The 10,778-nt window shown below is 50.0% G+C and carries 12 protein-coding genes and 28 tRNA genes; 34 read left to right on the top strand and 6 right to left on the bottom strand.

Annotation, left to right across the window (positions count from 1 at the left end):
* Positions 1–85: 85 nt before the first annotated feature.
* The 4 genes from H6F90_RS16650 to H6F90_RS16635 all read right to left on the bottom strand — a co-directional run bounded on the left by H6F90_RS16650 (position 86) and on the right by H6F90_RS16635 (position 2,026).
* On the bottom strand, positions 86–652 hold the full coding sequence (locus H6F90_RS16650; RefSeq protein ID WP_190553478.1) for a site-specific integrase: 567 nt from the start codon (positions 650–652) through the stop codon (positions 86–88).
* A gap of 56 nt (positions 653–708) precedes the next feature.
* Positions 709–918, bottom strand: a complete 210-nt coding sequence (locus H6F90_RS16645; protein WP_190553477.1) for a hypothetical protein — start codon at positions 916–918, stop codon at positions 709–711.
* A 206-nt stretch (positions 919–1,124) separates the two neighbouring features.
* On the bottom strand, positions 1,125–1,637 hold the full coding sequence (locus tag H6F90_RS16640; protein ID WP_190553476.1) for a hypothetical protein: 513 nt from the start codon (positions 1,635–1,637) through the stop codon (positions 1,125–1,127).
* Between the two features lie 47 nt (positions 1,638–1,684).
* Positions 1,685–2,026: a hypothetical protein gene (locus H6F90_RS16635; protein ID WP_190553475.1), complete on the bottom strand. Its 342-nt coding sequence runs from the start codon at positions 2,024–2,026 to the stop codon at positions 1,685–1,687.
* Positions 2,027–2,122: 96 nt separating this feature from the next.
* On the opposite strand from H6F90_RS16635, the gene H6F90_RS16630 reads away from it, so the two are divergent.
* The 33 genes from H6F90_RS16630 to H6F90_RS16470 all read left to right on the top strand — a co-directional run bounded on the left by H6F90_RS16630 (position 2,123) and on the right by H6F90_RS16470 (position 8,631).
* Entirely contained in the window at positions 2,123–2,338 is a 216-nt protein-coding gene (locus H6F90_RS16630) for a hypothetical protein (RefSeq protein WP_190553474.1), read from the top strand.
* A gap of 82 nt (positions 2,339–2,420) precedes the next feature.
* Positions 2,421–2,951, top strand: coding sequence for an HNH endonuclease (locus H6F90_RS16625; protein ID WP_190553473.1), 531 nt, complete (start codon positions 2,421–2,423; stop codon positions 2,949–2,951).
* Between the two features lie 31 nt (positions 2,952–2,982).
* On the top strand, positions 2,983–3,369 hold the full coding sequence (locus tag H6F90_RS16620; protein WP_190553472.1) for an alr0857 family protein: 387 nt from the start codon (positions 2,983–2,985) through the stop codon (positions 3,367–3,369).
* A 402-nt stretch (positions 3,370–3,771) separates the two neighbouring features.
* Positions 3,772–3,847 (top strand) — tRNA-Asp (locus H6F90_RS16615).
* A gap of 6 nt (positions 3,848–3,853) precedes the next feature.
* Positions 3,854–3,930, top strand: a tRNA-Glu gene (locus H6F90_RS16610).
* Positions 3,931–3,932: 2 nt separating this feature from the next.
* A tRNA-Arg gene (locus H6F90_RS16605) sits at positions 3,933–4,006 on the top strand.
* 91 nt (positions 4,007–4,097) lie between these two features.
* Positions 4,098–4,173: transfer RNA gene (locus H6F90_RS16600), tRNA-Cys, on the top strand.
* A gap of 5 nt (positions 4,174–4,178) precedes the next feature.
* Positions 4,179–4,253, top strand: a tRNA-Ile gene (locus H6F90_RS16595).
* A 2-nt stretch (positions 4,254–4,255) separates the two neighbouring features.
* Positions 4,256–4,326 (top strand) — tRNA-Trp (locus H6F90_RS16590).
* Between the two features lie 25 nt (positions 4,327–4,351).
* A tRNA-Met gene (locus H6F90_RS16585) sits at positions 4,352–4,423 on the top strand.
* 31 nt (positions 4,424–4,454) lie between these two features.
* Positions 4,455–4,531: transfer RNA gene (locus H6F90_RS16580), tRNA-Glu, on the top strand.
* A gap of 90 nt (positions 4,532–4,621) precedes the next feature.
* A tRNA-Arg gene (locus H6F90_RS16575) sits at positions 4,622–4,698 on the top strand.
* Between the two features lie 5 nt (positions 4,699–4,703).
* Positions 4,704–4,785, top strand: a tRNA-OTHER gene (locus H6F90_RS16570).
* 7 nt (positions 4,786–4,792) lie between these two features.
* Positions 4,793–4,865, top strand: a tRNA-Phe gene (locus H6F90_RS16565).
* A 23-nt stretch (positions 4,866–4,888) separates the two neighbouring features.
* Positions 4,889–4,963 (top strand) — tRNA-Asn (locus H6F90_RS16560).
* 5 nt (positions 4,964–4,968) lie between these two features.
* A tRNA-Gln gene (locus H6F90_RS16555) sits at positions 4,969–5,045 on the top strand.
* 6 nt (positions 5,046–5,051) lie between these two features.
* Positions 5,052–5,124 (top strand) — tRNA-Gln (locus tag H6F90_RS16550).
* Positions 5,125–5,176: 52 nt separating this feature from the next.
* Positions 5,177–5,253, top strand: a tRNA-Leu gene (locus tag H6F90_RS16545).
* 4 nt (positions 5,254–5,257) lie between these two features.
* Positions 5,258–5,333: transfer RNA gene (locus H6F90_RS16540), tRNA-Pro, on the top strand.
* A 3-nt stretch (positions 5,334–5,336) separates the two neighbouring features.
* Positions 5,337–5,412, top strand: a tRNA-Leu gene (locus H6F90_RS16535).
* A gap of 87 nt (positions 5,413–5,499) precedes the next feature.
* Positions 5,500–5,574, top strand: a tRNA-Lys gene (locus tag H6F90_RS16530).
* Positions 5,575–5,581: 7 nt separating this feature from the next.
* Positions 5,582–5,657, top strand: a tRNA-Lys gene (locus tag H6F90_RS16525).
* 81 nt (positions 5,658–5,738) lie between these two features.
* Positions 5,739–5,812: transfer RNA gene (locus H6F90_RS16520), tRNA-Leu, on the top strand.
* Positions 5,813–5,892: 80 nt separating this feature from the next.
* A tRNA-Thr gene (locus H6F90_RS16515) sits at positions 5,893–5,967 on the top strand.
* A gap of 15 nt (positions 5,968–5,982) precedes the next feature.
* A tRNA-Gly gene (locus tag H6F90_RS16510) sits at positions 5,983–6,057 on the top strand.
* A 12-nt stretch (positions 6,058–6,069) separates the two neighbouring features.
* Positions 6,070–6,141: transfer RNA gene (locus H6F90_RS16505), tRNA-Gly, on the top strand.
* 5 nt (positions 6,142–6,146) lie between these two features.
* Positions 6,147–6,221 (top strand) — tRNA-Val (locus H6F90_RS16500).
* A gap of 5 nt (positions 6,222–6,226) precedes the next feature.
* Positions 6,227–6,302: transfer RNA gene (locus H6F90_RS16495), tRNA-Arg, on the top strand.
* A 3-nt stretch (positions 6,303–6,305) separates the two neighbouring features.
* Positions 6,306–6,379 (top strand) — tRNA-Ala (locus tag H6F90_RS16490).
* A 6-nt stretch (positions 6,380–6,385) separates the two neighbouring features.
* Positions 6,386–6,459, top strand: a tRNA-Ala gene (locus H6F90_RS16485).
* Positions 6,460–6,461: 2 nt separating this feature from the next.
* A tRNA-His gene (locus tag H6F90_RS16480) sits at positions 6,462–6,538 on the top strand.
* A 194-nt stretch (positions 6,539–6,732) separates the two neighbouring features.
* Entirely contained in the window at positions 6,733–7,413 is a 681-nt protein-coding gene (locus H6F90_RS16475; protein WP_190553471.1) for a hypothetical protein, read from the top strand.
* A 312-nt stretch (positions 7,414–7,725) separates the two neighbouring features.
* Positions 7,726–8,631 (top strand): hypothetical protein, encoded by a 906-nt coding sequence (locus tag H6F90_RS16470; protein WP_190553470.1) that lies wholly within the window; start codon positions 7,726–7,728, stop codon positions 8,629–8,631.
* A gap of 359 nt (positions 8,632–8,990) precedes the next feature.
* On the opposite strand, the gene H6F90_RS16465 is transcribed toward H6F90_RS16470, so the two are convergent.
* Both H6F90_RS16465 and H6F90_RS16460 read right to left on the bottom strand, forming a co-directional pair.
* Positions 8,991–9,767, bottom strand: a complete 777-nt coding sequence (locus H6F90_RS16465) for a ParB/RepB/Spo0J family partition protein (protein ID WP_190553469.1) — start codon at positions 9,765–9,767, stop codon at positions 8,991–8,993.
* Positions 9,757–10,509 carry a ParA family protein gene (locus H6F90_RS16460; RefSeq protein ID WP_190553468.1) on the bottom strand — a complete coding sequence of 251 codons (753 nt, stop codon included), beginning with the start codon at positions 10,507–10,509 and terminating at the stop codon, positions 9,757–9,759. Before H6F90_RS16460 ends, H6F90_RS16465 begins: the two co-directional genes overlap by 11 nt.
* A 54-nt stretch (positions 10,510–10,563) precedes the next feature.
* On the opposite strand from H6F90_RS16460, the gene H6F90_RS16455 reads away from it, so the two are divergent.
* A partial coding sequence (locus H6F90_RS16455; protein ID WP_206756186.1) for a nuclease A inhibitor family protein occupies positions 10,564–10,778 on the top strand: 215 nt, incomplete at its 3' end.

Genomic DNA, 10,778 nt, shown 5'->3' with positions numbered 1-10,778 from the left:
TAAGGATATTGTAATGGAGCTATACAACGTCAAAAATTCTTAAATCTAGTTCAAGAGATCAATTGATTCACTAAGCGCCGATACTTCAAAAACTTAGAGACGCGATCGCCCCCTCCAGTTGCAGTTCCGACACCTCCAAATATCTCTGAAGTGCCTGCAAGCTGCGATGCCCCGATATCTCCTGAATCACCCGCAGCGGTATCCCTGCACTACTCATCTGGGTCAGAGCAGTTCTTCTGAAACTATGAGTGCTAACTCCTACCAGCCCTAGGCAATCGCATGTCTCCCTCAGAATCTCATCGGCTGACTTGGGGTTAATGTGCCCGCGCCCGTGCCGTCCAGGGAATAGGTACTGCTTACCTGCTCCCGCTCGGTACGTCTCCAAGTAGCCCTTCAGAACTGCATTGACCGGAATCTGTCGAGTCTCCTGCTTTCCCTTCGTGTTGGCCTTCCGCAGAGTAATCTTTATTCTGACTCCGACTGCATCATAAGCATCCGTGGTGAGCATGGAACAAGCCTCACTGATGCGGCATCCTGTGTAGAGACAGATGCCAAAAAGGGCGCGATCGCGATCGCCCTCCAATGCCTCGAACAGTTTTGCAATTTCGCCAGGAGTCAATACCTTGGCTTGGCCGTGGCCGTCTACCTTCATTTCTAATCCTTGCGGTCGTTCAAGTTATTCCAGACAGCGGCTGAGATTGCGAGCTTCTATAGAGTCTCCAATCGCTCAATTAGCTCAGCGATCTGCTGCCAGTCCGAGACATCCGTCATCAACTCATCATCCGATTCCCGTCGCAGCGCAAAAAGCTTGCTTCCATAGCGTTGAAGCCGGAAGCCTAACTTTTCAGCGCGATCGCTCCAGTCAAAAAAATCGAATAGCTTTGGTGGCTCACGCCACTTTTCCGAGTCTTCAGTCATATTATCCAAAGCGGAAGTTTACCTGAACTAAGTTAGTTTAGTTCAGGTAACAAGGTCAAACCATTGATACACCGTTGTTACATCCAAAAAGGCTGAGGCAGTTAACCCCAGCTTATCGATCGCCTGCTACTCGAAACGGCTGAAACCCTCATTCTGTCGTTGACTGATAAGTTTCACTTAATTTGTGGGCGCTGCTAGGACAGCCTTCAAAAATTCCCTGTCCGGTTTAGAAAATCCTCGACTTGCACCTTTGCCTGCTCGATCTCCTGGCGCGACTCTGAGGAGCCGGAGTCGAAGACAGCACCATTGAACATTGTGACCCTCAGAGAGTAGCTAGGAGGCCCATCACTCCATTCCTGAGTGCGAATGTGAATGCTCCTAATTGATGACAGCGGTAGCACTTGCGTTCGTTGAGGCACGATAGGCGCACGTTCTGAGTGAGTGAAAGTTGAGCGGAGCGCATTGAAGGTCATCTGAGAACTCAGCCCAGCCAATGCAGCAAAAAGGAATAACCCACTCACTGCGATCGCACCGACTGAGACAAGGGCAAAGAGCAGGAAAACTGGGTTCCAATAGTCATGCCATTGCACGCGCCACAACAGTTCGTAGGGTGCGAGCAGAGGAATCAGACTCAGCAGTGCGAAGAAAATCCGCTTCCCTACAGGCATGATGGAGATGATATCAACGCGCTTTGCATGATCTGAAACTTGGATGATCACGTTCTATCCATTGCTCCCACATCTCGATTTATCCACTCTACTCACGCTTAAGCGCTCAAAGGAACTAGTTCACCAGTGATTGTGAGCCCTAGCTTCATCGGTTGTTGTGGTTGGATTAATCGACCTGTGATCGCACAATGTTCCTCTCGTTGAGCGATCGCGTCAAAGGTTACTCGAATCTCTGATCTAGACAAAAGCGGAGTTTGGGAAGGCGATCGTTTCTCCAAAGGCATTAACCGTTGTTCCACAAACTGCCAAAGTATTTCTCGAATAAGCGTCTGATACCCCTGCTCCCCAGAAAGCTCTCGCAATCGCTCTTTAAGTTCAGCTTCCAGCCGGATACTCGTCACTTGCATTTCCGAAGTGGAACTTGGTCTGCGTGTATCCATACCGAACTACCTAGCGAAATAATAAAGTGGACAAGATAATACTACAAGTGTAGTATGTAGCTATCCAGATTTGTAATACAAGTAATACAGCCTTCTATGATCCGTATCCTACTCGCCACCTTATCCAGTGCCCTTGTTCTCCCCCATCGAGGTTGGGGTAGAGCAGCGGTGCTGTTTGGGTGTGAGGGAGCGTATCGATTTAGTGGTGGTCAATCCGCCAACAAAGGCATTGATGGCACAGTCGCCGGACAACTCAATCCGGATCAACTGACTAGCAGCGGGAGGTGCAGGGCTAGCCTGACACCGACATAGGGAAACAGCGCATCAGCTTCCTTGTACTTACCCCCGCTCCTGGTCATCAGAAGTGGGGGTTGTTTTTTGAGGAGTGAGTTTTATGCAAGCAATAGAGCAGAGTCAAAAGATTCCAATACTACACAACCAGGTCGTAGTCTTCTCCAAGAACTACCTTCCCCTGGCACGTATCAACATTAAGCGGGCGATCGTGCTTCTGGTGACGGGGCAAGCCGAGTCACTAGAGTTCAACAGCCTCCAGACCTGGGAAGTTCGCTCTCCCAGTGTTGTACTACAAGTGCCGGAGCACATCCGCTTGACGAGTGGCAATCCGGAGCGGCAGTGGAAGCTACCACCTGTCAATCGTCGCGAGGTTTTCCGCCGCGATCACCACGCCTGCCAGTACTGCGGCAGTACCAAGCGTCTCACCTTGGATCACGTCATTCCTCGTTCCAAGGGTGGCACCCATACCTGGGACAACGTAGTGGCTGCGTGCGACAAGTGCAATTCAGCTAAGGGCGATCGCCTCTTACACGAGACCGGAATGGTACTTAGAAGCAAACCCAAAGCACCCATTCATCCTGCCATTGCATTTGCAGAACAGTTCTGGAAAGAGCAGCCCACTGACCCCTGACCTCAGACCCAGCAAGAAGAAGGCAAGACCGATGTTGAAGTTGAACTACACCGAAGACGGACTCTACATGGAGCGGGTGATGACCTCTCCTGAGTTGGCAATTGCTCAGCGAGTTGTTCTTGCCATGCGCTTAGGACAGTCCCTCCAAGTGGAGCCTGGTCATGCCTCCTTGCTCTTACCTGCTGATGTTCCTGAACTGGAGCAGTTAGAGCTGTCACTACGGCAAGAATGCCGTGGAAGAGTCAATGTCATCCCAGTCGATGACGAGTTTGTAGAAGTGAGCCTGAACGGAAGCTGGATTGCTGAGAGCAAGGAAGCTCATGAAGGGATGTTCCTCACCATGCTGAGCGATCGCACTGAGTTCTTCCTCTATAAGCTGTGGCAGATGAGTGAAGCACACATCTCCACACCAGCTTAACTACTACAACTCAATCTGAGAGGGCAGTCTAGCCATCTTTTTCATGATTGCCCTCTCACTTCTCAAAAAAAGTTGTAGTATCCCCTTGACATTTTGTAGTACGTTGTATTACAACTGTAGTATGAGATGAGACACAAAGGAGCGAATCCAATGGCTGCTCACTCCCTTCAAAAAACAGGTCTTCTCCCGAAGCTTTCAGAACACTGGAAAACACATTCTCCACGTACTTCTGCATCTCTTCGAGACGAGCAATTCAATCAGGGAAGTCAATCTAACCATTCAACTAAACAGACTCAAGCACTCCGTCATCTGCGGCAAATCTACCATCTAGAACGGCGTTGCTTCCTCTAACTCCTGCTGCAATCAGCAATCCTGCACCTTGAAAATTGAATCGCCACCTTTGGGAATGTAGCTTAGCCCGGCTCAAAGCAGTCGCCTGTCCAGCGAAAGAACGTCGGTTCAAATCCGTCCATTCCCGCCTTGTAGCATCGTGGACGACTAGATAAGTCGCTGTGCCTCTCAAGCACGGAGAAGCGGGTGCAACTCCCGTCGATGCTTCCAATGAGGATGTAGCTCAAATGGATAGAGCACTTGTTTCCGATGCAAGCGGTTACAGGTTCAACTCCTGTCATCCTCGCTCGTGGGGACGCGATCGGCATCACCTGCTCCGAAACCAACAAACGGACGGTTGCAGGACTGGGGTTCAATTCCCCTCGTCTCCACCACATCTCCAGGTCGCCAAGTGGGAAGGCGTTGGTCTGCAAAACCAACTATCCGTGGGTTCGATTCCCACCCTGGAGTCCAACTATTGCAGTGTCACCTAACGGTAAGGTACTCAGCTCATAACTGAGGATATGTGGGTTCGACTCCCACCGCTGCGACCAATGCACAGATGGTGTAACGGCAACATCGCGGTCTCCAAAACCGTTGTTCTAGGTTCGAATCCTAGTCTGTGCGTTGTCGTGCCCTCATCGAAAAAGCTTACATACTCGCCAAACGGTAAGGCAACTGTCTCATAAACAGTGAACTACAGGTTCAAATCCTGTGTGTGCAACAACAGCTTTTTCAACTTGCACGGCATCAATGGTGCAGAAGCGAAGCGGTCGAGCGGCACGTCTTTCAAGCGTGTGACTAGCGGGTTCAAGTCCCGTCTGCACTGCCACATGGAGAGTAAACCGATCAGGCGATCGGCGCTGTTTGCTAAACAGATGGATGAACAATTGTGGTTCGAGTCCACTGCTCTCCGCCTCATAAGAACGTGGTGTAACTGGATAACACATCGGTCTACGAAACCGAAAAGTGGGGGTTCGAGTCCCTTCGTTCTTGCCACTCATGGAGGATACCGCTGAATGGTCGGCAACTGGTCTTGAAAACCAGGGTAGTCCTTGACTAGGGGTTCGAGTCCTCTATCCTCCGCCTCAATGGGAAGTTGGTGAAGCTGGTGCTCACGTGCCGCTGAAGACGGCGAGAAGGCAGTTCGATCCTGTCACTTCCCATCCCTGTATCAGGGAACTTGTATTGCCCCATAGCTCAATGGCTGAGCGGCCCGCTGTTAACGGGAAGGTTGTAGGTTCAAGTCCTACTGGGGCAGCCATTCATTGCCGAGTGGACGACATGGAAAGTCGCTGTGACTCTGAATCACGGAGATGCTGGTTCAACTCCAGCCTCGGCATCCACTTCTTTGCCCTGTGGTGTAACTGGCAACATCTCGCTCTTTGAAAGCGAAGTCTCTAGGTTCGAATCCTAGCGGGGCAGTTGGGAGGTAAACAGTCGCCTGGGTCAATCCTCTGTGCCCCTCCCATTCCTTGCTGCTGTAGCCCAACTGGAAGAGGTGCTGGTCTTAGAAACCAGAGGTTGTGGGTTCGACTCCCACCAGCAGTACCAACATCGGGATGTAATTCAGTGGTCAGAAGCCTTGGTTTGGGACCAAGGAGCCGTGGGTTCAAATCCTACCATCCCGACCATTTGCTCCTGTGGCGGAAGGGAAGACGCACTAGACCGAGGATCTAGTTTCTGTGGGTTCGATTCCCACCGGGAGTACCAAGCACCGAAGGCGGAAGTGATCGACGCACCCACCCGATAAGTGGGTCATTAGCAAGTTTGAGTCTTGCTCGGTGTACCAATTCTTGTGGGTCGTTGGCAGAGCGGATATGCAGCCGCCTTTTAAGCGGAGAGATCCAGGTTCAACTCCTGGGCGACCTACCAAATATTCGGGTTGTTAGCTCAGTTGGTAGAGCAGCCGCCTCTTAAGCGGAAGCGCATAGGTTCAAGCCCTATACAACCCACCAATTCAATTCAGAAGGCAAAATTCAAAATTCAAAAAGGAGCCTTCATTTTGAACTTTGAATTCTGAATTTTGAATTGTTCAAGCCTCTGTGATGCAATCGGCAGACATCGCTTGCTTAAACCAAGTGTGTTGCAGGTTCGACTCCTGTCAGGGGCATGCGGGGATGGAGCAACAGCGGCTCGGAAGGTTCATACCCTTCACATCAGTGAGTGCAATTCTCACCTCCGCTACCAAATGCTGGTGTGGCTCAACGGCAGAGCAACTGTCTTGTAAACAGTAGGTTGCAGGTTCAACTCCTGTCACCAGCCCCATTCTTAATCAACCCTGCGATCGTGGTGCAGTGGCTAGCATCCCTGGCTTCCAACCAGGAGACACGAGTTCGAGTCTCGTCTTTCGCTCCAATCTTGAATCTTGCGAATGTGGTGTAAGGGCTAACACCGGAGTATGCCAATCTTCAGATGCGAGTTCGACTCTCGCCATTCGCTCTCGTAGTCCTGTAGCTCAATGGTGGAGCATCTGTCCTACAAACAGAGGGCTGTAGGTTCGAATCCTATCAGGACTACCAATCATGGGAGTGTCGCCTAACGGATAAGGCAACTGTCTTCTAAACAGTTTCATGCAGGTTCGACTCCTGCCATTCCTGCCATAGGGGTCTGTAGCTTAACTGGGAAAGCGTCTGCCTTGCAAGCAGGAAGATGTCGGTTCGACTCCGACCAGAATCCACAAAATGGGACCATAGCTCAACTGGCTAGAGCATCCGCCTTGCAAGCGGAAGGTTAGGGGTTCGACTCCCCTTGGCTCCACTGTGACTGAACCCGAAGAGGTGGAGGGGCTGGTTTGTGACACCAGTGTTAGCGAGTTCAACTCTCGTCAGTCACCCCAAATAAAAATTGCGCGGTACGCAATAACTCAACGAGGGAATGAGGGTTTCAGGTTCTAAAAGCCCTGCAGATTACGCTGTAGTACGGGCTATTTTTGTATCAGCTAGTCCAAAGTTAGTCCAGTTCGTTGTAGTACAGGTAGATTGAGCCTGTCTCAAACTTTTCTATAAATGGTTTGTTTAATGTGGAGGGTCTGTGAGGAAAATATTCGATGACGCACCAACGCCGGAGCAAGAGTCCGCCTTTATAGAGGAGCGCCGACTGGAAAACTTCTTAGCTGCATGGCGATGGCCCTCGAGTTGGTTACGCCCTGCCCGCCGTCACAAGAGAGCGGCAGACACACTCTTTGAAATCGCCTATATCGCCTATACAGCCTACGAGCGGGATAATGTGCGATGGCTAGCTGATGGTGGCCCGTTTGGGAAGTCAAACTTAAGAAACCGAGGCGAAGAGCAAAACAATCTTGATGATATCAATCTCTTGAACGATTACTACCTTCTTGCAGGTTACGCATTAGAGTGTGTACTGAAGGGCTGTCTCATGGCAAAGGACCCACAGCGAGTGAGCGATGATGGGAAGCTCAAGAACTTAGTTAAAACTCATGATCTCCCAAAGATGTGTATTGACTGTTCTATAGGTCTATCTCCTGAAGAACTAACGCTCCTTACTTTTATCTATCAGCAAGTAACTTGGGGCAAGTACCCTGGGCCTTTGAAGCATAAAGAGATGCCTAGTTTTGAAGACCCAGACGACCAGAACTCGAAATCTTTGAGCTTCGAGGAAGCATTCCACGAAAGACGTGTGCAGGTACTGGTTGACGGAGTCTTCAATCGAGGTTGTGCCCTACTCAAAACGCTAAGCACTCCAAAGTCATAGCCATGTTGTAAATAAAGCTAGTAACTGATGTAAAAAAGCACCTTCCCAAGACTAGAGAGGTGCTTTTTTTAGATCAAATCTAGATCAGCTATTTAGGCCAATCGCTGGAACCAGGGCGAACGACGGGACTCGAACCCGCGAGTAGTGGAACCACAATCCACAGCGATAATCGTTTGGAATAAACAGGACCCGCGAAGGCTAACCCGAAGCTGGAACGCTGCTATTGCTTGAGTTTCAGAATCAGGTTGGGTTCGGCGAACAGGAGGGCAATGTTAAATTCGGAGTAAGTTTTTTCAAGCTGAGTCAGAAAAGATGGTGAACTCCGAAGGATCAGCCGACCAGAACGTTCAAGCAATGAATGTTGAGCAAGCAAAGTTGTATGAGCGAATTCAAGCATTTTCGTTAAATCAACCAGAGGCTCCACTATCTTTTAGCCAACGCTTAGCTAGAGAAAACGGTTGGTCATTACACTATGCTCTGCAAGCGATTGAGGAGTATAAGAAGTTTACTTTTTTGGCTGTAGCATCAGGTCATCCAGCCACCCCTTCAGACCCAGTAGACCAAGTTTGGCATCTCCACTTGAGCTATACGCGATCGTATTGGCAAGAGTTCTGCCCCAAGGTATTGCAAACACCACTTCATCACGATCCAACTCAAGGGGGAGCGGCTGAAAATCAAAAATTTGATGACTGGTATAGCAAGACTCTGGAGAGCTACGAACGATTTTTTGGAGCTAAACCTCCAGCAGAATTTTGGTCTACACCAAAGGAGCGATTTGGACGCGACTTACATTTTGTGCGAGTGAATACTCAGCAGAACTGGATACTGCAAAAAACTCAATTTCATAGGACTACAACGGTAGGCTTTGCCAGTGTTGCAGCGTTGATCATGAGTGGCTGCCATGTGAGAGGCTTTGCTAGTGAGATTGATCCATTAGGAGCAGTTTTGCTGGCTGGACTTGGGGTTGGGGCAGGATATGGGCTAATTAGCTTTCTTGTTGGCGTCGTCGCTTCCTTAAGGAGACCAAGAACTTTTCGGGCTTACGGGCCAGGGTATGGCAATGGTGATGCCAGCGATGGGTGTGGGGGTCGTGGGGGATGGAATTGGCAAGATTTCTCAGGTCATCATTCTGACTCTAGCGGAGACGATTCTGGGTGCGGTGACTCTGGAGGCAGCGATGGTGGCGGTTGTAGCGGTTGTGGCGGTGGCGGCGAATAGCTGTACAACCATTCGGCTGGAGCAGACTATCAAAAGTTGCGTCTGGAGTTGCAAACGTTATCAACCGCTCAGCCGAAACGTTAGACTGCTTCACCTAGCCAAAGCGACCGCCTTGCTCAAGCAATTGAGATACTGTTGATATTTTAGCTATTGAGAATACTTGAAATCCCTACCATCACTAGCTCACAAGCTAAAAATTCCTGCCTTGGGGTAGTAGGGTTCCTTCTTGAAAATGAGAGGGATCTCTGCTTATATCTAGGCAAAGTTTAGGCAAGGTTGTAGAGTGAAGCGCTAAACCTTATATAGATAGAGAGATTTGAGTTTTACTTCTGGGGACTCATAGACCCAAGGTTACAAAGTCAGCTCTCCTCAAGCAATTTCTCTATCAATTCCAGCAAGCTAGGTAACTTTTTACTTAGTTGCCTTTCAGGTACGGTAGTCTCCTCATCTTCTACAACACTCATCCACTGCTCTAGGGCTACCTTCGCCCGTCGCAGAGCAGTTTTCTTAGAAACCTGTCCAAGTTGGACAGGTTTTTCTTCAGTTAAATAACGACGAACACTCCTCAAGCTTTTGCCAATAATGATCTCTAGTGCTGGGCGGAGACGCTTTTCATCTTTGCTGGGCCTGCCTGGAGTATCTGCATAGCCAGCGGAGCGCAGGCGATCGGCCAATGCTCGAACTTCAGCAGGGGTGTAGTCTCGGCGCTTTTCGTTCTCGCTAATTTCGACCTGGAGTGCCTTCTCTGGATCATCATCAGCGTTAAAAGCCAGCATTCGCACCGGAACTATGTCGTCTGGGAAATGCTGTCCGTAAGCCTCTGGCTGGCTTTCCTTGATGCAATAGATAGCTGCCTTTCGATGGCCTCCTGCCAGCAAACGCCCTTGGTTATCTACAACCAAAGGCTCCAGTAAACCAAGTACAGCGATCGATTCAGCTAGCTGCTCAACGTGGTCCTGGCGCAGTTGGCGAGTATCGGATGCGCGATCTTGAATTTGCTCCAATGGTAAAGCAGTACGCTGCGCTCGCTCACGTTCTGTCTGCTCAGAAACCTGCACATCTTGCCCATGCAGGCGTATAGCAGCATCTTGAGCAGCACCCCACACATCTGTTTTGGCCTTTTTTCTAGGAGGCATCGGTGTCCTCCAAAACCTTAGTTGGATCAGTAATCCACTGAGCCAATGACGTTAGCTCGGCTGCTCCACGACTGCTAGCTGCGTATTCCATTAACGGCACTTGCTCAGCCGCCGCAAGTGAAAGAGTTGTGTCTTGGTGGATGGTAAAGCGAGGAGTTTTGGGATACCTCTGTGCCAGTTGAGGGCCAAACTGCTTATCGAGCGATCGCCGTGAATCGATTTGAGAAAGCACAAATGCCCAACGCTGAGGACCACGCCATCCCTTCTTACGGTAGCTCTCCAAAATTTCGATAACTCTTGCTGCTCCCATTACGGCTAGAGGGTGAGCGTTGGTTATGACTAGACCCACGTCAGCAGCGACTAAGCCAAAGCGCTCCAGGTATTCGTTACCTGGGGGGCAATCGAAAATAATGGCATCGTAGTCCAAAGACTTAATAGCTTCAGCCAGTTCTTCAGGGTGCAGGGATTGAATTCTTTGACTGCCCAGCTCAGGGCCACCTGGCAAAACATGGAGAGTTGGAGCAGCTTCTAAAGGTGTTGGCTTGCCGCCAGTTAGCAACTCTGCGGTGCCGGGAGCAATTGGATCAACTCCCAAAACGTAGGCTGCATTTGATTGGGGGTCTAAATCAATGACCAAGGTACGAAGCCCTTGGTGAGCTAACACAGAGGCTAGGCCACACGATACTGTGGTCTTACCAACTCCTCCTTTTCGGGCTGCTATAGCGATACGGTACTTACTCATGGGCGCATCGTACCATGCCTGAATTACTGGTTAAAGAGCTACCAATTGCTTACGATGAAGAGCATCCCCAGCGACTTCAGTGGAGGCAGTGTGAGTAGTTCAGAGGCAATCGGCAAACTTAAGGAAACCTGTAGCGGATTGCAATTCATGAGTGAGTCCGACTACCCATTTGAGGTGTTTGCTTGGGAAGGACAGGCTGGAGAATCTTTGACTCCCGAAAAACTAGCTCAAGCAACTGGACACCCAGCAGATGCCCCAGTGAAGGTGAT

Source organism: Trichocoleus sp. FACHB-591, from assembly GCF_014695845.1.
Classification (GTDB): Bacteria; Cyanobacteriota; Cyanobacteriia; order FACHB-46; family FACHB-46; genus Trichocoleus.
This window is presented reverse-complemented; position numbering and strand designations above follow the sequence as displayed.